Annotated in this window: 22 protein-coding genes; 3 read left to right on the forward strand and 19 right to left on the reverse strand. The window is 38.6% G+C overall.

Annotated elements, in window-relative coordinates; genetic code table 11:
• Positions 1–13 precede the first annotated feature (13 nt).
• The 15 genes from ACO1XM_RS20570 to ACO1XM_RS20640 all read right to left on the reverse strand — a co-directional run bounded on the left by ACO1XM_RS20570 (position 14) and on the right by ACO1XM_RS20640 (position 12,003).
• Entirely contained in the window at positions 14–448 is a 435-nt protein-coding gene (locus ACO1XM_RS20570; RefSeq protein ID WP_486232565.1) for an SRPBCC family protein, read from the reverse strand.
• A gap of 66 nt (positions 449–514) precedes the next feature.
• The gene (locus ACO1XM_RS20575) at positions 515–1,093 is read right to left on the reverse strand and encodes a Crp/Fnr family transcriptional regulator (protein ID WP_486232567.1); all 579 of its coding nucleotides are present in this window, start codon (positions 1,091–1,093) and stop codon (positions 515–517) included.
• A gap of 82 nt (positions 1,094–1,175) precedes the next feature.
• On the reverse strand, positions 1,176–1,748 hold the full coding sequence (locus tag ACO1XM_RS20580) for a dihydrofolate reductase family protein (RefSeq protein ID WP_486232569.1): 573 nt from the start codon (positions 1,746–1,748) through the stop codon (positions 1,176–1,178).
• 173 nt (positions 1,749–1,921) lie between these two features.
• Positions 1,922–2,233 (reverse strand): hypothetical protein, encoded by a 312-nt coding sequence (locus ACO1XM_RS20585; RefSeq protein WP_486232572.1) that lies wholly within the window; start codon positions 2,231–2,233, stop codon positions 1,922–1,924.
• A 347-nt stretch (positions 2,234–2,580) separates the two neighbouring features.
• Positions 2,581–3,132 (reverse strand): hypothetical protein, encoded by a 552-nt coding sequence (locus ACO1XM_RS20590; RefSeq protein ID WP_486232574.1) that lies wholly within the window; start codon positions 3,130–3,132, stop codon positions 2,581–2,583.
• A gap of 163 nt (positions 3,133–3,295) precedes the next feature.
• Positions 3,296–4,027 (reverse strand): hypothetical protein, encoded by a 732-nt coding sequence (locus ACO1XM_RS20595; protein WP_486232576.1) that lies wholly within the window; start codon positions 4,025–4,027, stop codon positions 3,296–3,298.
• Positions 4,028–4,200: 173 nt separating this feature from the next.
• On the reverse strand, positions 4,201–4,599 hold the full coding sequence (locus tag ACO1XM_RS20600; protein ID WP_486232578.1) for a flotillin-like FloA family protein: 399 nt from the start codon (positions 4,597–4,599) through the stop codon (positions 4,201–4,203).
• A gap of 187 nt (positions 4,600–4,786) precedes the next feature.
• Positions 4,787–5,551, reverse strand: coding sequence for a DUF6794 domain-containing protein (locus tag ACO1XM_RS20605; protein ID WP_486232580.1), 765 nt, complete (start codon positions 5,549–5,551; stop codon positions 4,787–4,789).
• 204 nt (positions 5,552–5,755) lie between these two features.
• Positions 5,756–6,910 (reverse strand): PAS domain-containing sensor histidine kinase, encoded by a 1,155-nt coding sequence (locus ACO1XM_RS20610; protein ID WP_486232582.1) that lies wholly within the window; start codon positions 6,908–6,910, stop codon positions 5,756–5,758.
• 314 nt (positions 6,911–7,224) lie between these two features.
• The gene (ybiA, locus tag ACO1XM_RS20615) at positions 7,225–7,779 is read right to left on the reverse strand and encodes a riboflavin biosynthesis intermediates N-glycosidase (protein WP_486232584.1); all 555 of its coding nucleotides are present in this window, start codon (positions 7,777–7,779) and stop codon (positions 7,225–7,227) included.
• Positions 7,780–8,004: 225 nt separating this feature from the next.
• Positions 8,005–8,700, reverse strand: a complete 696-nt coding sequence (locus tag ACO1XM_RS20620; RefSeq protein WP_486232586.1) for a hypothetical protein — start codon at positions 8,698–8,700, stop codon at positions 8,005–8,007.
• Between the two features lie 36 nt (positions 8,701–8,736).
• A complete protein-coding gene (locus tag ACO1XM_RS20625; protein ID WP_486232588.1) occupies positions 8,737–9,210 on the reverse strand; it encodes a hypothetical protein in 474 nt (157 codons plus the stop codon).
• Between the two features lie 183 nt (positions 9,211–9,393).
• Positions 9,394–10,182: a hypothetical protein gene (locus ACO1XM_RS20630; protein WP_486232590.1), complete on the reverse strand. Its 789-nt coding sequence runs from the start codon at positions 10,180–10,182 to the stop codon at positions 9,394–9,396.
• A gap of 289 nt (positions 10,183–10,471) precedes the next feature.
• Complete coding sequence (locus ACO1XM_RS20635) at positions 10,472–11,617, reverse strand: OmpA family protein (protein ID WP_486232592.1); 1,146 nt, start codon at positions 11,615–11,617, stop codon at positions 10,472–10,474.
• A gap of 35 nt (positions 11,618–11,652) precedes the next feature.
• On the reverse strand, positions 11,653–12,003 hold the full coding sequence (locus ACO1XM_RS20640) for a hypothetical protein (RefSeq protein WP_486232594.1): 351 nt from the start codon (positions 12,001–12,003) through the stop codon (positions 11,653–11,655).
• A gap of 479 nt (positions 12,004–12,482) precedes the next feature.
• Between ACO1XM_RS20640 and ACO1XM_RS20645 the strand changes: the two genes are divergently transcribed.
• Both ACO1XM_RS20645 and ACO1XM_RS20650 read left to right on the forward strand, forming a co-directional pair.
• Positions 12,483–13,211: a response regulator transcription factor gene (locus ACO1XM_RS20645; protein WP_486232596.1), complete on the forward strand. Its 729-nt coding sequence runs from the start codon at positions 12,483–12,485 to the stop codon at positions 13,209–13,211.
• Positions 13,195–14,574 (forward strand): sensor histidine kinase, encoded by a 1,380-nt coding sequence (locus ACO1XM_RS20650; protein WP_486232598.1) that lies wholly within the window; start codon positions 13,195–13,197, stop codon positions 14,572–14,574. The genes ACO1XM_RS20645 and ACO1XM_RS20650 overlap by 17 nt, the downstream gene beginning before the upstream one ends.
• 9 nt (positions 14,575–14,583) lie before the next feature.
• Here ACO1XM_RS20650 and ACO1XM_RS20655 read toward each other — a convergent pair whose 3' ends face one another.
• On the reverse strand, positions 14,584–15,054 hold the full coding sequence (locus tag ACO1XM_RS20655) for a nucleoside-triphosphatase (protein WP_486232600.1): 471 nt from the start codon (positions 15,052–15,054) through the stop codon (positions 14,584–14,586).
• On the reverse strand, positions 15,038–16,000 hold the full coding sequence (locus ACO1XM_RS20660) for a hypothetical protein (protein ID WP_486232602.1): 963 nt from the start codon (positions 15,998–16,000) through the stop codon (positions 15,038–15,040). Before ACO1XM_RS20660 ends, ACO1XM_RS20655 begins: the two co-directional genes overlap by 17 nt.
• 82 nt (positions 16,001–16,082) lie before the next feature.
• On the opposite strand from ACO1XM_RS20660, the gene ACO1XM_RS20665 reads away from it, so the two are divergent.
• Positions 16,083–16,973 (forward strand): SDR family oxidoreductase, encoded by an 891-nt coding sequence (locus ACO1XM_RS20665; RefSeq protein WP_486232604.1) that lies wholly within the window; start codon positions 16,083–16,085, stop codon positions 16,971–16,973.
• A gap of 95 nt (positions 16,974–17,068) precedes the next feature.
• On the opposite strand, the gene ACO1XM_RS20670 is transcribed toward ACO1XM_RS20665, so the two are convergent.
• Together ACO1XM_RS20670 and pafA are read right to left on the reverse strand one after the other, a co-directional pair.
• Entirely contained in the window at positions 17,069–18,475 is a 1,407-nt protein-coding gene (locus tag ACO1XM_RS20670) for an APC family permease (RefSeq protein ID WP_486232606.1), read from the reverse strand.
• A gap of 335 nt (positions 18,476–18,810) precedes the next feature.
• Positions 18,811–20,475, reverse strand: coding sequence for an alkaline phosphatase PafA (gene pafA, locus ACO1XM_RS20675; protein ID WP_486232608.1), 1,665 nt, complete (start codon positions 20,473–20,475; stop codon positions 18,811–18,813).
• Between the last annotated feature and the right edge of the window lie 16 nt (positions 20,476–20,491).

Below are 20,491 nucleotides of genomic sequence, written 5' to 3' on the forward strand. Positions count from 1 at the left end.
CAATGAATCTAAGCTACTTTTCACATTCAGCCTTCAGCAAATCCAACCACTTTTGCATTCCCTTTTCCAGGCTAGCATTGAAAGATTTTTTAAAGAGGGAGGCCAGAAATCCTTCCATACTTTCGTTTACTTCAACTATGGTTATTCCATCCTTTTCGGTTAGAGTCCAATTATGAATTGCATACATGCCAAAAGTTTTGCCGGTCCAGCCAAAATTTTTGTAAGGATTGACCGTGTGTAGTGTAGATCGAATGTTTACGCCACCTGTTTTCCAATCAAATGTAGTTTCCGGTTTTAATTCACCGTTCAGGCTCGGTTTACTAATATCGGTTTGCCAATTTGCCCAGTTATTAATACCTGTCAATACTGACCATACATTTTTACCGGTGGTGTTTATGGTAATTTGCTTACTGCACTTTACCGGAGCGTTTTCGTTAATAGCTTTCATTTATATTGTTGTTAGATTGAACAATACAAAATTGCGCATGAAATCAGCGCTTGCTCTTGACAAAAATCAAGAAGATTTTTCAGTCGCCTTTCTTCTTATCCTGCTAAAAGTTTCAGGGGTCATTCCCAGCATAGATGCCAGGTATTGAAGGGGCACCAGATTAAAAAGTTCTTTATTAAAATTAAAAAGTTGCTCGTATCGCTCTTCGGCAGATCGCGATAGGTGTTGTACAATTCTATCCTCCAATACTGTGAAGCATTTGGCAATAAAAAGTTTTTCCAAAGTTGCCCATCCCGGCACTGCTTGTCCGATTTTTCTATAGTCAGCATTATCGATTACATAGAGTTCACAATCTGTCAGTGCTTGAATGTTCCACCTAGCGGGTTGAGCAAAAACAAAGCTTGCCAGATCCACCACGAAGTAGCCTTTGGTCGAAATCCATTTTGTTATTTCTTTATCATTGACAAGCACATATTCTCTTATTATGCCAGATTGAACAAAACCCAATTTATCGGCATACTGACCGGCTTTCAGAAAAAAATCACCTTTACTCAGTTTTTTTTGCTTGAAATAGGCGCTAATGGCAGACAAATCATGATTGCTTACACCAAAATAGGTTTGGATATACTTTTCAAGCTCCGTCATTGTTCACAAAAGGTTTTTCTAAAATAATACATAAATTTAAACTCCTCCATGAATCAGCTACGGTGCAGTTTGCACTTCATTTCTATTGTCTGTCCAATATGTAATTCAGTTCAATTACTCCGCAGGCAAATTGTTTGGTGGTTAGTAATTTCAATTTTGTTTTGTCTTTGATGTTTGTAAACAAGGGAATGCCTCGACCTAGAATAACTGGATTGACAAAAAGCCAATATCCGTCAATGAGGTCTTGCTGGATCAGCGCATGTGTGGCACTCGGGCTGCCAAAAAGCAAGATGTCATTACCTGCCTCTTGTTTTATTTGATGTATGTTATCCGAAAGCCTATCGCTAATAATTGTTGTATTCGTTACGCGTGCATCTTTCATTGATTTTGACAGAACAACCTTGTGCACCTTGCTATACCACTTGGCATGCCTAATGTCGTGCTGCGTTGCATTGGGCTTGTCCGCTGCCGTAGGCCAATAACTCTCCATCATCTGGTAGGTTATGCGCCCATATAATGCAGTGTCGCCCTCGCTTATCCGCTTACCAACATGTTCAAAAATTTCTTCATTCACTTTAATCCAGTCCATTTCACCCTGGGGGCCTGCTACGAAACCATCCAGTGATATGTGCATAAACGAAATTATTTTTCTCATAAAGTGCTGTTAATCCTTGTTTTTAGTTTAATGATGTTCTTTCCACGATGGCCTTTGACAAATACTATCACCGGGGCTCAGTAAAAACGAAGATATGACTTTATACGTACTCCATACGTATCGAAGCTGTTTTTTTGCTGTGTGCGCAATAAAGGAAGCCTTAACAGAACAGGTTACCTCACCGAAAGCTTCTCATAAACTTCTTTTGCCTGCTCCAGTACTGATGGTGCTGACTGATCTATTTTATCGGCATGTTCATTCATCACAGCATAATAAAAATCAAAAGTTTCATTAGTATGATCATTCAGCCCCAGGCAAATCAGGATGGGTTCATCTAAGTGGGGCTGACACCACGAATCATCCAAGCCAAGGTGCTGTAAGGTGTTGAAGAATTTACGACTTTTGAGCTCCTCAGCGATGAGCATTAAAACAATTTCTTCAACCGATAGGTTTGTTAGGGGATTTTGTTTGCTATCCAATGCCATAACTTTACTTTTTATCGAATAAGTAAATTTCGTAAAAAGTTGTATTGAATGCGTTGTACATGTGTACAACGATATATTTTTTAAAAATGGCTAAAAGATTCCAATACGCTACACAATTATAAAATAGCCCTGATACTGGAAGTAGACATCGCTGATTTCTTTAAATCGAAGTAGTCTTAGATCAAGGATTTTAACTATTTGTATTGAGGTGCATAAAAGTGAAAAATTAAGATTAATGTATCTACAGTGTATAAGAGCTTACTCCAGCAGGAGTAGAAACAGTTAAATTCGTAAGGAAGTAGTTGTAGGAGGTGATCATAGAAGCTTTTGTTGTGAGCTCGCTATCACTATTTAATGCTAAAGAAGTTCTTTTCAGCCTTGATTATCCTGTCTTCGATTTCTCTTTTTTCCTTTCTTGACAACGTGACCTGGTTAGCCATAAAGCTATTTTCTAGAGTCAGTAAATTGTAGCAATACTGACCAAGAGACAGTGTCTGAATCGCGTCCGAACATCCATTTGTTATAATACGGTATCGGCTATCAATTATTTCTTTCAATTTCTTAATAATTGATTGCTTATCCCTGGTGCGATTAGTAGTCAAAATAAATCCCACAGCTGTTAATGTACCGTTGTCACAAGTCGTTAGTGTTTCCACATGGTTATCTTTCAACTCTTTATCCAATAATTCTAATAATAGAAAATGATGTTCACAAAGCCGGGTTGCTTTTAAAATAATACTGTCATTTCTCTTTCTCATAGATACACCTGTTATCGACTCATTGATCAACTTGTCAATAAGAATTCCAGCTTTTGTTGAGTCTGCTTTGCAAAGACTCACTTGCCCTAGTAGATCTAGTTGTGAAATTGTAAGTAATAAAAATAGATAAATTTTAACCATCGTTTGTGCCAGCCTGTGTTTCTGAATTGCTGTCTTTCTAAAGTCACGTCCCGTCTCTGCGCACAGACTTTATAAAATAAATGCAACTAAATATCTTAATATCCCGCCACGATTGCGCAAACATACTGCTGGTAGCTGTAATCCAATATCAAGTTATATCTGATTATATTCTCTTCTCAAATTTTTTTCCAGATAGATTATAATGTTCTAATACTATTGTAACGTCCTTACCAAATACTATTTCTAATTCATTTTTTATAGCGTCTAAGTATTGAATCAATTCAGGGTTGTCCCAATGTTCATTGTCAATTTGTAAAGTAACTACATAGCTATTTTGCCATTTGTCAAGATGCACCGCGACTGGAAATTCCTCTGTAAAATATTCAGCCTTGGTAAGCACTAATCCTAGTTTATTTGCGTCTTCTATTGTAGTCTTACTTTTATCGTAATATATCTCGTGTCCAATTGTACCATAGTTTACTTTGTCTCCTGCAAAAGCTGGCTCATTAATTGCAATTGCATAAATAATTAGAAGATTAAGCCCGAGTCCTAAAACTGTCATACCCGCTACTGCCCAATTACTTGCTTTAGTGTTTCCTTCTGTAAGCAGCTGGTTAATTTCTCTTGCCAAAAGTCTATTGTAGAGAATGTAAACTAAAATTCCATAAAAACCTGTCACGACTGAATTTGGTAATTTCTCGATTACTTCATCAGGCAGTTTTATGAGCGTATAAAATAGTCCGATTGTGAAAATGAAGGTCGCAGCTAATGATATGTAAGCTTCTTTCTCTTTATTAATTCTTATGTAATTCAAATAGAATAGAATTCCTGGTGGAATTGGTCCACCAATGATTGCTGAAATACCTATTTGTTTTTCCGTAAATAATTTTTTCATATCCTGTTATCCAAAATTATGGCTACCAACACTGGGCTACATGACGAGCCGCTTATCGAAGCAAGTTTGTTCCAACGTTACAAAACGAAGTTAGCAGTTTGTGAGGACTTGGCAAATTACCTAGCTGGTAAGGTAGCCCTTGTACTGCTCTACATTGGTAGCAGGTTCATTGTTCATTTTCTAAAAAGTCTGGTAATCTCTTCTTTTGTGATTTCAAGTCCTGCCAGGTCTAATGCGAGCGCCTCATTGAGTGTCAGTCCATATTCTTTATTGTCGATTAATCCAGCAATGACCTTGTAAGGATTTCCACCAGCTAATTTATGCGTTTCCAGATCCTTGATGTTCACTGAGATATTTTGCTCGTTCGCAAGTGCCGCAGCTTCAAGTATATCGTAAGTCAATGTTGTCCTGATTCGCTGCCCAATAACCTGTCCCCAGGTTATTTTTACGCCCAGCTTCTTAGCCTTCATCTTATATACGATTATCGATAGAAATATCAGACCAAATAAGAGTCCAAGAATTCCGATGATGAAAAGTAAAGCATAAGGTCTACCGATTATTGCTGATTCCATTTGTTCTAGCACTGGTTGTCAAAGATTGACTACAGATTGATTTTTAAGCCTTATCTAAAAAATGAAAAATCGAAATGCAAGCTGAGTTATCCATCGATTTTAACGAAAAGTTTGATTTTGGTGATATTTTTTCAATTTCCTTTTTCAATGTGGTTGTGCGACAGTAACTATTGTTGGCAGTCATAATTTAGTCCCGTGCTATGTTATAAAACCTGACATTATACCTGAATATTTTACCCACAACCAAGTTGTCCTTTTCACCATCTCCATGGTAAGCCATTTTTTCTCCGCATATATTTGTCGGCTCAATCAGCAAAATGAAGTTATATTTCTTCTCGATTCTTTTTTTCTTAACGACACCAACAACAATACAAGATTTTTCATTTTCCTCCCAAGGTGAAACTTCATTTTGAATTTTGTATAGAAGTAGACATTTCTCACAGTTACCATGTGAGAATCTCATTTTAACTGTGTCTCCAATTTTGTACTTATCAAATTCTTTTTGATCAATAAGCTTTTGTTCGGCCGCTGCTTTTTTGCTTTCCTGTCCTGCCTGCTTCCAATAGTCCTTGTAATATTTGATTTGGTCATCAAGGTCGATGTCCTTATTGTTTAGTTGTCTATGGAATGAAGTTAATATTATTGACGAGATGTCGTCAGGATGTGAGATGCCCTTTGATTTAAAGAACTTGTACAGTGAGTTTTTTCCTTTCCAAAGCTCCCATCCATTTCTAATTCCCTGTCCTGTCCCCATGTGCAATTCTCCAACTGCATCTCTCTCGTCTTTTGTTTTAAATTCTCCTTTATCTTTGTCTGGCCAAGCACAATCTAAATAATTCAGAGCGTCATTTAAGTCCTTTGGTATATAATTTTCCAGATACTTATCACAGTCGGTTTGAGAGTACGCTGTCCCAATGGTCAGTAGAAATATTTGTAGGAAAATGAGTCTCATTAAAATATGGTTAACAACGTTTGGCTATTTGCTGTTGGGGGCATAGGAGGATGGCTTGAAATGGAGCGCAACGGAATGTTTAGCTTAACCTACACGTCACTGTTAACCGTGATAAAACGTTGTTTAAACTAAAGCTACAAATTTATGTCAAAACCCGTCATTGCATAAGCATTTTGTTGCAAGCAGTTGGGCTCTTTTCATTACTCATTTCTTATCAGTCCAATTTTTAAGTTTTACAGTAAATGTTGTCCCTTTTGCGACTTCACTTTCAATCTCAATAGTCCCACCATTTAGTTTTATGAACTCATTACACAACATCAGTCCAAGGCCTGTTCCCTTTTCACCTTCTGTCCCATTCATACTATGTCCTTTATTAATTGAAAGTAAAGCACTTTTTACAGTATCTGAAATCCCGACTCCATTGTCAGATACTGAAATTAATACTTCATTGACATTGGAGTGTGCCTTGATTTTTACCGAGCCTCCTTTCTGAGTGTATTTAATTGCGTTGTTAACAAGGTTTCTTACAATAAAAGTTAACTGGTCTCTGTCAGCCTGAACAAACAAATTTTCTTCTGCAGAGTAGATTAAATTAATATGCTTATTAATTGCCACATCCTTATAGACCTCATATAAATCGCTAATTATATCTTTGACCGATACCTTATCAAATTGAGTTTCAAAGTCATTCATTTGAATTCTTGCCCAGGTCAATAAATTGTCAGCCATCTTTGATACATTGTCTACTGAGTAATGTAAGTTTTGACTGATTTCAATTATTTCATCTTTTGTCATTTTATCAACATTGTCGATTAAAAGACTTGAAAATGATTTTAAAGAGTTTAGTGGTGCTTTTAAGTCGTGAGCTACAATACTAAAGAATTTGTCTTTGGTCGTATTTAGTTCTTCAAGGTAATACATTTGATTTTCAATGAGTGCTTTTTGTTCAATCAATTCGATCGTTCGGTTACTTACCTGCCTCTCTAGTTGTGCGTTGATTTCACGTATTATCTTTTCAGCTCTTCTCTGTTCTGTAATGTCGAATGACAATATTAGAATGCCCTCTTCAATTGCTTGAATTCTAAGTTCAAAATAGCCTATTGAACCGTCTGGAAAAGTGAATTCATTAATCATATTCAAGTAATTGCGGTTTATCATGCATTCTTGAATAGATTTATATACTTCGGTATTTTCAATGCCAGGATACTTTTCCACCATGGTGTACCCTAATAGTGCTTCTTTCGGGCTTTTAGCCTGGTTAGCAACACTTTCATTGACGTAGATATAACGAAAATCAAAGTCTATGATTTGAACCCCCTCAATCAAATTGTCAAAAACACTATATTTTCCTGCCTCCATAGGTTCGCAATCTGTTCCTTCAATTTACATCAATTGATTTAACTTCTCAACTGATTATTTTTTTACAGGCAATCGATGGGGATGTTATTAACTCTCTCAATTACTGAGGCGTCTCCGTTCACTAAGCAGCCCAATTGCTTGCAAAGCTGGGCTCAATCCAAAATCAGTTTAGCGAAGCACGTTTATTTACAACGTTACGAAGCGAAGTTAATAGTTTGAGATTAATTGGCAAAGTACCCAGCATGTCATGTAGCTATTGTTGATTGCTGCTACCCCTCACTAATTTCTATTTTACCAGCTGTTTCTGTATTATGTCAGGTCAATTGTTTAAAGCAATCTCTTGTTTCCATTAGTGCAAAACCTAATAGGTTTAGTCCTCTCCATGTGTGAGGATTATCAACCATTTTTGAGTCCTGTGTTAAACCGATTCCCCAAATTGTATCTGTCGGACTTGCTTCTACAATAACTCTGTCACCAGTACTGATTAAGTAGTCCTTTAATTTTTTGCTTTGTTCAAATTTATAAATATTGCCAGTTTTCACGATATCAAATTTTCTTTCTTCCCATTTGATGTCATCAAATCCCTTTATTTGTCTTCCAATCTCCTTCACTTCTCCAGGCTTATTAACTCTAATTATCTTTTCAAAGGCCTCGTGGTCATTAAATAGCTTAGCCTTTTGAGCCATCATCCAATGTTCAGTTGTTTTGTACTCAATGTTATCAACGGTAAATGGTGAGTAATACCATTGGCTGAACACAAATTTTCCAATATCTTCATTATGCTTGTTAGTGTGCCCCCAAAAGAAAATATATTTGATTACGTCTCCGTTGTCAAATTTATCTGTCAGCCATTTTATATTGTAATTCATATTCTCTTTATGCAATTGCTACCAACGATTTGTGTTTGTGGCGCTCGTGTGATTTCGAAGTCGCCAGTATCCGCGTGATTAGGCAAATGTATTGAATAAGTAGTAGTCCACCGCCAGTACCACAACTACAATTAACCGAATTAACTACATCTCAACGCTTATAATTTTTATAAAATTCACAGCTTAATTTAAACAAAAGCGAAATTCTTGGTTGGGCAACAACTTCTATTTTAACTTTACCTCTCTGTTCAATTTTCCTTTTGTCCAATGGTAAAAACCTGAGTCGGGGTCTGTGTATTTAACTGTCTCGTAAATACGAAGGGTTTTGTCTTTCGTCTCCCAGCCGAAGTATTGAATGTCACCGTTTTGTGTCCGTACACCAAATGCGTCAAACTCAAAAGGCGCGTGTGTCTCAAAGCCAACCCATAATTTGTCAATTTTCAAGGTTTTATCAGCCTTGAGGTAACTTTCAAAGAAGAGTGATTTAAAATAGCTCTCAAATTTCTTTTCATCGGTCACAATGTCAAGCCTGTCTGAAGAATTCACTCTTCTGAAAATGACTGTTAAAAAGTTCTCTTTTGTTGTCATTTTGATTAAGTCTGAATTCTTAATGTACTCAAACTTTGGCTCGAAGCTAATCTCCGATATTGTAAAATGCGTTTCATCAGTTATCAAAATCTTTTCGATAGATCCTCCGCCCATACAGCCGAAAAGGACTAATGTGTCACGTGATATTTCTAATACAGCCGTCCCATAAAATTCATTAATCCATGGTGATAGTTCCCTTTTTATTTTAGTGGAGTCAAATAATGAGGTGTTAACCCATTGTCCATTAAACTTGTCGGTTAGGACTTGCCCAAAAGTTATCTCACTTGTTAGTAAAGTTATCGTCAGTATGATAATAGTTCTGAGTCGTCTCATAGAAATTGTTGCCAACGTTTGTGTTTCTGCAGTGCATTACGTCACACTAAGTATTAATCTCTCAAAAATTGTCAGTGGTTTAGTCTTTTTTGTCCGTGTACAAAGATTTGTAGTCATAAATGGCTCTACCTTTTGGTCGTAAAGTCCCATGTCTAATTTACTGTCTGCCTTGTATGCATAAACAATATATTTTTTGTCTTTATCAAAGTTGTTTCCGCAGTCCGCTTCGCCTCCTGTCGTTACTATTGTAATTCTATTTTTAAAATCTTTTAGCTTCTTTCCTTTATAAATTTTAGATACCTCAAAAGTGAACTCAATCCGTCTGTATTTTACAGTCCGGTCGGTTCCTGTTATTGTCTCTTGTGTCTCTAATTCATTTATTTCCGTCACTCGTCCTTTGAAAACAAAATCAGATTTCTTTTGATTTTTTATAATCCCAACTCGTCTACATGAACATGAATAATTGTCAAACGTGATGATAAGAAGTCCAATTAGTATAAGTGTCCTCATTTTTTTAAATGCGTTGCTACCATCGTTTGTGTTTATGCGGTGCTGGGTATAGGAGGGCTTAAAAATGGAACGCAACTGAATGTCAAACCCAACCACTCCGAAACTCTCCACCGTTATGCACTAAATTAAGAAACGAATTTGATTAGCCAACACCAAACCCCGCACGGTGCTGTGTGCCGTGCCTTATCTCACCAGTTTTTTTTCGATATCAAGTAATGTGTTTTCAATTTCTTTCAACTCAATAAATATCCCCGATTCAATATTATAGAGCCCGAATTTTACATATTTGTATTCATCTCTGACGTTACTCCTGTCTTTAAACCTTATAAACATCTCAGTATTTGAATTAACAAATTGGAAGTCCTGAATGTCAATTTCCTTTGTCACTTGTTTTAGGTTCTTACCTTCCAAATCTGAAATATATAAATCGTGATTGTCCAATGAGTTTAGTTTCCCGTCATTGTTAGAATCTTCAAATCCGATACTATAAGCAATATTCTTGACTGTCTTATCGACTTCTTTCTCTGGATAATCATATCTATATCCATACTGCCCACGGTTAATGAAAATCTCTGTTATTGAGGCTTTCTTGTCAAGAAGTTGGCCAACTACTTTGTAGTCCTTATCAAGGAATATTACATTAAAATAATTGAAATAAGATAAGCTAATGTCACCAGCACTAGAAGCCATTTTTTTTAGTTCCTTAGCCTCTTCATAAGTCATTACTGAAATTGGTAGATACAAATTTGTTGAGTTATAAATCTGCTGCGGTGTTTCATAACTAATTCCTTGCAGTGCTAAACTGTCAGCTTTTGCCATTTCAAGTTCTTCTCCAACTATTATACTTTCAGCTTCATAATCTACTCCCGATGCATAGTCAGATAGATACTTATAAATAAAGAAGCATATAAAGATTGGAATGATAAGTCCATTTACAATAATTAGTGTTTTAATAAATCTATTGTTCATCATTGTCTAAATTGTCGGGTTAGAGACATTGCAAGCAACGGTCAAGTATATTCAACTGTTGTATATATTTACATTATCTGGAGCCCGGCTGTTGTATATAGCCTCTAATATCGGAAGGTTTTGTACAATGCGCCAAATCCAAAAAGAATTCTCTTGTTTTCTACAAAACAACACCAAGCCTCCTCGCTAAAATTTTATTAGTTCCAGGATGCTGCGGCATATAGCCAAGTTGCCAACCTGCAAATAATCTATCGAATGATTCTAAAACAAATTGGAAATGCCAGCATCACATCTACAGCACCTCAACTTCTACGCGAATGTTTTTTCGCGCGTTGGCATTATGCTTATCGAACAAGGGTTTTTTACCACCCCAGGCTTTAATCTCTACCCTGGAGCCATCCACACCATTGGCAATAAGGTAGTCGCGTATAACCTCTGCCCTGCTCGCTGACAATTCTTTAGAAGAACCTTTTGAAGTGCTAACATCTTGTGTGATGGAGAAAAAGTTTTGACTAGGCCCCACTCTGATTATTTTACCGTGGTAGCTACCATTGGTGTGGCCGTGCAATCGTATTCTTACTGCAGCATTCTCTTTCATCATCACCAGTAATTCGTTCAACTCAAATTTCGATTCTGGTAAGAATACCGCAGCATCATTATAAAAGTATACGTTATACAAAGTTTGGATGTCCCCCTTCACATACCTTACCAGGGGAAACTTAACAATAAGTGAGGTGCCCATGTCATCCATAAAGGTGGCTGTAGAATCGTTATAGGGTTTATTGAAGTCAATTTCATGCTGCACTTTTCTATAACCAAAGGCTTCGCACAGCAGAACAAGCTTTCCCGATTTACTTTTGGGGTCAGGCAGCATCAGGTAGCTATTACCATCTACTTCTGTGAGCAGTCGCGCCCGCTCACTGTCGATGACGCGCACTTTTCCTTCTACTACCCTATCGTTAGATTCATTATACAGACTCAAAAATACTTCCGTTTTATCCAGTGAAGGATTGGATAAAAATTGAATGGGCGCTTCTTCCTTTTCTTCGCTTATTTCCTCTTCGGCAACAGGGATGCTTTCAGTTTCAGTCTTCACTTCTACGATCGGCTCAGTTTTCACAGTACTTTCATCACCTACCCAACGCACCCAGGCATCCGGAAAACGAGGATCTTGTCTGGTTACTTTCACCTGTTCCAGGCAAGCCTCAATGTTCAGGCGCATATCCAGGCATACATAATAGAGATTGCGGGATGGTACATAACCGTATTTTACTGCTAAACCACTGCGCTGTATAAGCTCCTGATAAGCGATGGCGTTTTGCTGTATTGCAAAAGCCCCAATGATCACGTAATGCCCACTGGGTAATACAGGAGTTTCAAGTTGAGCAAAACATAACTGGCTGATCAATAAGAGCAGTAATAATAATCTGGAGGGCATTGTGCGGTTAATTAATTAAACTAAGGTAAGGATTTTTAAAAAAATCTATGCTGCCTTGTTGGATATTTCCACCAGACCACCAGTACCAGCAGGCAACTTAGCAAGGTAAATACGTATGCGTATTTGATCAGGTCTTGCTGAATACTGATCAGGATCAGGGCAATGGTTGCAGGGAATGAAATAAAAAGATTGGCGGTAATGAAATTATACCTTTGACGGTTTTGGATGGAGTGCAATACGATATAAAGGGAAACCGGAAAAATTATCAAGATGAGCGCCTCATCAGGTAAATCGCTAAAAGGGAATTTTCTGGTAAACAGGATACCGGCAGGAAGTATGGGTAAACCATATGAAAGCACCCAAATAGAAAAAATAAAAAATCTCATTTTCTAATGGAATTAGTAAATCCTTCTTTTACTAGCAAGCCAGGGGGAAATAACTTATCTGTAACACAAATAAGCCTGCTTATTTTATTAATCTTTGTTTTTTAAAGCTCTTTTATAGTTGCGCAACGTCCAAGTAAAAAATTTAGCGTAGAAACAATACCTGAATAGTGCAATTAACTGCAATTAACACAATACGCACTATCAGTTGATCTGTGTAGTCATTGGCTTTATGAAGCTGAAAAATCAGTGCAGGATGATGGTTTCCCAAACCCATATTTATCCTAGCAGTGCGAACTGATATTTTCAAGCCGAGACCGTACCCTTTGAAGACAAGTCAGGCAACAAAGCCATCGTTGATAATTCTAAAAAACAAATAGACCCCAGGTTGCGCTGGCAATACAACCCTTGCCTACTGCTCATGCTTGGCACGATTATCTCTCGAATACTTTTACTATTTTACACCTTATATGTGACCAAGCATGCTGGCGGAAACAAAGAAAATTTTATTAGTAGAAGATGAGACCGGTGTAGCCTCCTTTATTAAAAAAGGATTAAGCGAAGAGGGTTTTCATGTAAGTGTAGCCATGGACGGAAATACAGGCTTGAGTATGGCTTTATCACATCATTTTGATCTGATCATTTTGGACATTATGCTGCCCGGTATGAATGGCGTAGAGGTGTGTCGCAGCATCCGAAAGCATAATAAACAAGTAGCCATACTGTTTTTAACGGCCTTAGGTACATCTGAAAATATTGTAACGGGCTTTAATAGCGAAGCAGACGATTACCTAGTAAAGCCCTTTAAGTTTGTTGAATTACTTGCCAGGATTAAGTCCTTGCTGCGCAGAACAGACAATCGTTCATCATTAACAAACCCTGCCGCGAATACAGAAGAAATTTATCAGTTTGATGATCTCACCCTAAATGAATACACAAAAGTGGTGAAGCGCGGTGATAAGCTTATCTCGTTAACATCAACAGAATACCGCTTGCTTCTGCTTTTTCTGAAAAACCCAAGAAAAGTATTTTCCAGAATGGATATACTTGAAAAGGTTTGGGGGGTAGACTTTGATCTGGGTACAAATGTGGTAGATGTTTATGTAAACTACCTACGAAAGAAGATTGACAAAGATCAAAAGACAAAATTGATACGCACTGTAATTGGTATGGGATATGTTTTAAAAGAAGCTGATGAAGACACAAACTAAGATAGCGGTCATTTTCTTTCTTATTTCACTCACCACTATCCTTATTCTCAGTGCCAGTGTTTATTATTTTGTAATACAATACGCTGCTGCTGATTTTTACAAGCGCCTCGAGATTCGTGGTTTTGTAACTGCCAAATCCTATTTGGATCAGGAGGAAGCCAGTCAGGCTGTTTTAGAAGAAGTACGCAAGATGCATTTAGAAAAACTTCCGGAAGAACGTGAGTACTTTCTTAAAATGGAGGAAGGCAAGGGCTTTGAGCAGGAGGCTGCGGAATTGTTTATACCCATCGAATTTTTTGATAAAGTGTTGAAAGATGGAAAAGCAAATTATCGGAAGGACAATACTTTTTATGCCGGCATTCAATACCAGGGTAAAACAGGCAAGTACATTGTCATTGTTTCAGCTGACAATTATTACAACATCCAATTACTCAGCTACCTGAGAAATATCTTTACCATCAGCATTTTTATTGTCTCGCTCTTTGCCCTGTTTATAGCGCTTATTTTTTCTAAACAGATTTTTAATCCGGTAAAACAAATCACTGACAGGGTAAAAGAGATCAGCTCACAGAGTTTGCATTTGCGGCTGGAATCCGTGAAAGGAAACGATGAAATAAGTGAGCTTGAAAAAACCTTTAATAACATGCTCGATCGCCTCGAAACTTCATTCGAGACGCAGAACAATTTTATCAGCAATGCCTCACACGAGCTCAGTACACCCCTGACCACCATTATTGGAGAAGCCGATGTAACCCTGGCGAAGGAAAGGACAACACAAGAATACATAGATTCCTTAACCATTATTCAAAAAGAAGCTGAACGGCTGGAGAAAATAACCAAATCGCTATTATTCCTCGCACAAACGGGCTTAACAGGTAAAGTTCAAAAAATCGAAATAACCAGGGTTGATCAATTATTATGGGATGTAAAAAGTACCATCGATAAAATCAATCCTAAAAACAAGGTTCAGCTAAACTTAAGTTCCATGCCGGAGAATCCAGAGCAGCTCCGGATTAGATGTAATCAACAGCTACTTCACCTGGCGATTAGTAATCTAATCAACAATGCCTGTAAATATTCAAACAACCAGGTTGTTACAGTATCAATTAGTATAGTTGATAATAAAGTACTTATTATCATTAAAGATGTGGGCATTGGTATTCCAGCAGATGATCTCAAATATATTTACGATCCTTTCTTCAGAGCATCGAATGCACGCGAGTACGAGGGTTATGGTATTGGGCTGCCCTTGACAAGAAATATTGTACGTCTCCATAAAGGTGAATTACGCATCAGTTCAAAAATCAATGAGGGAACTATTGTACAGATTTCTTTTCCGGTTATAGAGTCTGCAACAACCTGACACCTGCATTTAAACAATATGCTCCTTTGAAATAATTTCTACGTCCTTCAGTTTAAATTTATCAATTACCTGTTGTACCAAACCTACCCTCACCACCACCAGTAAGGGTGTATCACTGTGGTGGAGTACATACATCAGTCCGGGATAAATGCCTCCACCTCTCAATTCCAATGGCCCTACCTCATCAATAATCAACCACTCAAACAAGCTGCCTGATTGACTTATGAGTTGATGATTCATTTGATCAAATGCACTTTTCAGTAAATGATAACGTCCTGCAGACAACGTATGCTCATTGGCTTGGGCTGATTCGAAAGGAGTATATACTTTTTCCGGCAAAGAGAATAGCATACGTTTGCCTGCAACAATCTGTGCTAAAAACCCTCCAACATTTTTATGCTCAATCCACTGCAGCAGGGCTGTACTTTTGCCACTTTGTACCTCACCTGTCAGTATTACTATTTTAGCGGGCTTCATCATGCAGGTTCAGGTAAAGTAAGCACAACAAAAAAACACTCCATCGTTTATATAATCCCTTATTAACAGAAGCTTCACGATTTGCTTGTTGAACTGTATTTTTTATTGCAGGAAGTGCTTCATAAAATTCATTTACAAAAGAATTATGCTGCTGTGTGAATCGCCTTAAGAAATATTTTAGCAAAGGTGCAATGACCGCGTACATGAAAAAGATAATAAGCAAAGTTCTGATGATGTATAGTAGAGGTGACGGTAATTCAACAACATAAAGTGCCAATAAAAATAAAATGATCAGCAAGATCATAACAAAAAACCAGCGCTTTCTTCTTTCAATTACTGGTAAAGTCGTCTCGCTTTCCATGCTTTCTGTAGCCATAGAAAAGGCTGCGAGTTTAGCCGGAAGTTTGTATGTCCATACACCCACGACTAATCCCCAGAAAGCATACAAAATTATATATATCACTAAAAAGTAAATGGAGAAACTTTCCAAAGTAGAATCTGTGAATACACCCATTAGTTTATTCACATATTCATCGATGGCCAACCAAAGCTCTTTACCAAAAATTACAGTAGCCAGCAGCGGTTTTTGAATGGCCGATTCTACCATGGCCAGTATCGAAAAAACTGTTAGGGTAATGGCATTATAGCTGAACAACCTAAACAACAGCGCACCGGCACAACCCTGAAAAAGTAAGGCAACATATGCTGCCACGGGGCTGTGTGGACTTACACTAAACTTTACCGCCATTACCAGAAGTGTTGAGGTAAGTATATCGCGTGAAGGATTTGCCGAGTAGTGGGCCATTAGCGAAATAATAACTACAGAAAAAGCACCTAAGACAAAGCCAGTTACAGGAATGTGCAAGCCGTGTAATAAACCACCCAGGCCGCTTTCAGCAAAAGCCCAAAGTAAAGTGAGTTTATAGACGGCCTTCGCGGAAATTTTCATGTGCCTTTAACCATTTCAATTAAACGAATTGATACTTTTAAGGCTGCAAATTAAGCATCTTTACTAACCCTGTGGCTTTACGATGAAAATTCTAATTACCGGAGCGAATGGATTATTAGGCCAAAAACTGGCCCGACTCCTGGATGAAGACCCCGACATTGAGCTTGTGGCGACTGCACGTAAACCCCTAGGCTACGCGTTGCAAAATGGCATCTATGCCAAAATGGATATTGAAAATAAGGAGGATATCGTTGCTGTTTTTTTTGAACATAAGCCAGAAGTGATCATTCATACGGCAGCCATGACCCAGGTGGATGACTGTGAAGTGCAGCGTGAAAAATGCTGGGCCGCCAATGTAACTGCTGTAGAATTGCTGACGGAAGCCTGCCAATGGTACAATACACACCTTATCTATGTTTCTACCGATTTCATTTTCGATGGCAGTCATGGCCCTTTAGATGAAAATGAAAAACCTGCTCCGGTTAACTATTATGGAGAAAGTAAAATGGCTGCAGAGAAGATTGTGCAGGCATCGGCTATCCCCTGGAGTATTATAAGAACAGTACTAGTGTATGGTGTTACACCAGACATGAGTCGCTCTAACATTGTGTTGTGGGTTAAGAATAGTCTTGAACAAGGTAAAGCGATAAAAGTAGTGAACGACCAATGGCGTACACCTACCTTGGCCGAAGACTTAGCCATGGGTTGTTACCTGGCTGCCAAGAAAAGTGCAAAAGGTATTTTTAATATATCTGGTAAAGATTTTATGAGTCCTTATGACATCGCTATTAAAACAGCAGACTACTTCAAACTGGATAAGTCATTAATAACCGCAACAGACTCAAATGCTTTTAAACAAACTGCACGGAGGCCCTTAACCACAGGCTTTATTATAGACAAAGCCAGAAAAGAACTTGGTTACGAGCCGCGTTCATTTGATGAAGGTTTAAAATTGCTCAGCGAACAAATCTGATTTTAGTAAATCGGTTTCAAAGCGCCTTCCCTTTTCAGCATCAGCATTAAAAAACCCGCCATACTATGCGGGTTTTTTAATTTCTAATCTGATCGTTAGGCTTTATCTGATTTATTCCGCAAGGCTATATAATAGAGCGGTATACCAATCAGTGTGATGATAAATCCTGGCCAGGTATACTCTGGCTTGTAAATAATCAGTAGTGAACAAAAAGTGATACCCATCAAAATATAAATAAGGGGTAGCACAGGATAACCAAAAGCTTTGTATGGGCGTGGTGCATCAGGTCTCTTTTTGCGGAGTATAAAAATACCGATGATGGTAAGCATGTAGAAGAGCACCACCACAAAAGAAATCATATCCAGTAAATCGCCATACTTACCGCTCAGGCACCAGATACTCGCCAGTATACATTGAATCCACAAAGCCTTTTGAGGCACCGATGCATTATTCAATTCACCCACCTGTTTAAAGAACAAACCATCCTTGGCCATGGTATAATAAACTCGCGCTCCGGAAAGAATCAAGCCATTGTTACAACCAAAGGTTGACACCATAATCATCAACGCAATCACGATGGTACCCGCAGCTCCGAATATGGCGATCGATGCTGCAACACCTACCCTGTCGTTCTCTGCAAAAGCAATTTCATTGAGCGGCAAAATACCCGTATACATTACGTTGGCCGAAACATAAATAACAGTCACAATCAACGTACCCAGAAAAAGGCTAAGGCCTATATTTCGCTGTGGATTTTTTATTTCACCGGCAATAAACGTAACGTTGTTCCAGGCATCGCTGCTGAAAATAGAACCAACCATCGCAGAGGCGATAGCACCAAATGCGCCAATGGTAATATACGTTTCAATGTTGCCATCAGGTAACAATTTTTTCATGTCCCAGGCATTGCTCCAGTTGGCTTGCCATATTTCGGGTTTCAACATAAAAAATCCCGCCACGATCAAACCAAACAAGCTTACCAGCTTTACTGTGGTTAAGGTTGACTGAATAATTTTTCCGCTCTTAACACCGCGTGTATTAATATAGGTTAGCAGAATAATGGTAAAAATGGCGAGCACCTGCGCAGGAGAGATGGTAACAAAACCAAGATCGAGCCAGACCAGATCTTCACTTACTGCCGGTATCAAGTAAGCTGTGAATTTGGAGAAAGCCACGCCTACTGCGGCAATGGTACCTGTTTGTATAACAGCAAAGAAACTCCAGCCATAGAGAAAAGCAATCAGTGGATTGTACGCTTCTTTTAAATATTGATATTGGCCGCCTGCTTTAGGAAACATGCCACTTAGTTCACCATAGCTAACTGCTGCAGTTATGGTCATGAAACCTGTTATAACCCAAACAGCGACTAACCAACCTGCGCTACCAACATTTGTTGTAATGTTAGCGCTGACAATAAAAATCCCTGAACCAATCATAGAACCTGCCACAATCATGGTGGCGTCCCAAAGACCCAATACAGGTTTAAAGCTTTTTTCGCTCATAATATTTCAGAATAATCTCAGCAATTTAACAATTTACCTGATCTGCAATAATTTTATTGATGGAAGGCGCTCAACGCTTTTATAGGAATAATGGCAAAAGTTACGCGCGTAGGCCTTGCCTTTAAGCATTGATCAATAATATAAGGTGAACGTGTGACCCCCAGCTGTTTCAGGTGTTTCTGCAGGGCATCTTGAACTTGTGATGTACCGGATTTAAATCCGGCATTATAAATAGTTCGACATGCGCTTCGCTAGCATGTCGAACAGCAGTGGTAAATCATCGAATCAGCACATCAACGAATCAACGAATCAGCACATCAACTCTAATCCGCACATCAATCTTTTAACAGCTCCGTAATCGGCTGACCTGTGCATCCATTTGGGAACATAATCTTCAACAGCACTGAAACTGTTGGTGCAATATCTGTAATCGGATGATACACGGAAGAAGAACCTTGCTTTACACCATGACCAAAAAACAGCATGGGAATATGCGTGTCGTAAGCATAGGGTGAACCATGGGTTGTGCCCTGCACACTGTTGCCTTCAAACCAACCGGGTTCTAACACAAAGGCAATATCCCCAGAGCGCTTTGCATGGTGTCCGCGAATAATTTTTCCCTTTATACCACCTTCATCAAAATCACTTTGTTTGATAACCGCTTCCGTGTAATAGTTGGCCACACCCTCCATGGTCATTAAAAATTTACCTGCCAGCTCTGCTACCACAAACATATCCAGGCCTGAAGTACGGGCATCACCATCAAAGGCATTGTGGTTGAGAAACACCTGTTCATTACTGATTTTTTCAATCAGTTTTTTACCCGGATAAAATGTGGCGAGGTATTCATTAAGCTTGGCTAATGCATACTCATCATTAAAATAACCCGCAGGAACTTTATTGTCTTTCATAAATTGAGGTACATCAGCCACAGCATGATCAGCAGAAAGAAAAACTGTGTAATTGCCAGCACCTACTTCCTTATCAAGTGTTTTTAATAAATCTTCCAGGTTACGATCCAGGCGCATGTACATATCCTGCAATTCAACAGAGCGCGGCCCGACTGCATGACCGAATATATCAGGCGTTGAGTAGGATATTGCCAGAAAATCCGAGACATCGTCTTTTCCCATTTGCTCACCTGTTATAGCCGACTTTGCAAATTCTGTTATATAATCATTCGCATACGGTGAGTAAGCAAAAAGCTCACCACCACTTTTCGTAATCATTTCTGCAAAGTTATAGGGGAAAGTCATTTTTTCCTTACCACCAATCCTGCGCTCATAAGGAGAGTCGTCCGCACCGCTTTCTGTGTATTGTTCAATCGGCAACAGTGGTGTCCAGGGTTTAGTAACGTAGGTGGCAGGAAGATTTCTTGCATTAAACTTTGTTACCCATTCCGGTAAATCATTTCTGTAGAATGAGCTGGTAATAAAATTTCCTCCCCTGCCCTCCGGGAAGTACGCTGCGTCAGCCATGTGTCCGGCTGGCAACACAGCTCCTCTGTCTTTAATAGAGAGCCCGATTACTTTTGCCTTTTTGTTGGTAAATAACTCTAGCTCATCTGTTACTGTAGTTGACAACATGCGCCAGGGAGATACACCCCCAGACATGGTGCTGCCAATCATGCGTTGTGTAGGATCCTCTACACAATACACCATTTTTTTCAAATCCTTATCATAAAAATCATTGCCAATAATACCATGAATAGCTGGTGTTGTGCCCGTGTAAACCGAAGCATGGCCGGGACCCGTTACTGTAGGGGCATAGTTGTAATGTGCATTTTTCATCATGAAGCCCTCCCGCATCAATCGCTTAAATCCTCCTTCACCAAACTTACTTTCATAGCGGTACAAATATTCCTGACGCATTTGGTCAATAATTATTCCCACCATCAACTTTGGGCGTTTGGGCACATTTTGTGAAGTATTCTGCTGAGCAGGAAGTACCCAACTAAAAAGCAAAAGAGAAAAGGTGAGGAACAAAGCTGTTTTTTTCATGGCTTTTAAATGAAAT

It is taken from the genome of Chryseotalea sp. (assembly GCF_057350905.1).

What these genes read in the sequence shown, in the direction of transcription:
- ACO1XM_RS20660 (WP_486232602.1), bottom strand. Translation starts at nt 16,000, where the DNA reads ATGAAAATTTCCGCGAAGGCCGTCTATAAACTCACTTTACTTTGGGCT.
- ACO1XM_RS20585 (WP_486232572.1), bottom strand. Translation starts at nt 2,233, where the DNA reads ATGGCATTGGATAGCAAACAAAATCCCCTAACAAACCTATCGGTTGAA.
- ACO1XM_RS20590 (WP_486232574.1), bottom strand. Translation starts at nt 3,132, where the DNA reads ATGGTTAAAATTTATCTATTTTTATTACTTACAATTTCACAACTAGAT.
- ACO1XM_RS20620 (WP_486232586.1), bottom strand. Translation starts at nt 8,700, where the DNA reads ATGAGACGACTCAGAACTATTATCATACTGACGATAACTTTACTAACA.
- ACO1XM_RS20605 (WP_486232580.1), bottom strand. Translation starts at nt 5,551, where the DNA reads ATGAGACTCATTTTCCTACAAATATTTCTACTGACCATTGGGACAGCG.
- ACO1XM_RS20650 (WP_486232598.1), top strand. Translation starts at nt 13,195, where the DNA reads ATGAAGACACAAACTAAGATAGCGGTCATTTTCTTTCTTATTTCACTC.
- ACO1XM_RS20595 (WP_486232576.1), bottom strand. Translation starts at nt 4,027, where the DNA reads ATGAAAAAATTATTTACGGAAAAACAAATAGGTATTTCAGCAATCATT.
- ACO1XM_RS20640 (WP_486232594.1), bottom strand. Translation starts at nt 12,003, where the DNA reads ATGAGATTTTTTATTTTTTCTATTTGGGTGCTTTCATATGGTTTACCC.
- ACO1XM_RS20635 (WP_486232592.1), bottom strand. Translation starts at nt 11,617, where the DNA reads ATGCCCTCCAGATTATTATTACTGCTCTTATTGATCAGCCAGTTATGT.
- ACO1XM_RS20600 (WP_486232578.1), bottom strand. Translation starts at nt 4,599, where the DNA reads ATGGAATCAGCAATAATCGGTAGACCTTATGCTTTACTTTTCATCATC.
- ACO1XM_RS20630 (WP_486232590.1), bottom strand. Translation starts at nt 10,182, where the DNA reads ATGATGAACAATAGATTTATTAAAACACTAATTATTGTAAATGGACTT.
- pafA (WP_486232608.1), bottom strand. Translation starts at nt 20,475, where the DNA reads ATGAAAAAAACAGCTTTGTTCCTCACCTTTTCTCTTTTGCTTTTTAGT.
- ACO1XM_RS20645 (WP_486232596.1), top strand. Translation starts at nt 12,483, where the DNA reads ATGCTGGCGGAAACAAAGAAAATTTTATTAGTAGAAGATGAGACCGGT.
- ybiA (WP_486232584.1), bottom strand. Translation starts at nt 7,779, where the DNA reads ATGAATTACAATATAAAATGGCTGACAGATAAATTTGACAACGGAGAC.
- ACO1XM_RS20575 (WP_486232567.1), bottom strand. Translation starts at nt 1,093, where the DNA reads ATGACGGAGCTTGAAAAGTATATCCAAACCTATTTTGGTGTAAGCAAT.
- ACO1XM_RS20570 (WP_486232565.1), bottom strand. Translation starts at nt 448, where the DNA reads ATGAAAGCTATTAACGAAAACGCTCCGGTAAAGTGCAGTAAGCAAATT.
- ACO1XM_RS20665 (WP_486232604.1), top strand. Translation starts at nt 16,083, where the DNA reads ATGAAAATTCTAATTACCGGAGCGAATGGATTATTAGGCCAAAAACTG.
- ACO1XM_RS20580 (WP_486232569.1), bottom strand. Translation starts at nt 1,748, where the DNA reads ATGAGAAAAATAATTTCGTTTATGCACATATCACTGGATGGTTTCGTA.
- ACO1XM_RS20625 (WP_486232588.1), bottom strand. Translation starts at nt 9,210, where the DNA reads ATGAGGACACTTATACTAATTGGACTTCTTATCATCACGTTTGACAAT.
- ACO1XM_RS20655 (WP_486232600.1), bottom strand. Translation starts at nt 15,054, where the DNA reads ATGATGAAGCCCGCTAAAATAGTAATACTGACAGGTGAGGTACAAAGT.
- ACO1XM_RS20610 (WP_486232582.1), bottom strand. Translation starts at nt 6,910, where the DNA reads ATGGAGGCAGGAAAATATAGTGTTTTTGACAATTTGATTGAGGGGGTT.
- ACO1XM_RS20670 (WP_486232606.1), bottom strand. Translation starts at nt 18,475, where the DNA reads ATGAGCGAAAAAAGCTTTAAACCTGTATTGGGTCTTTGGGACGCCACC.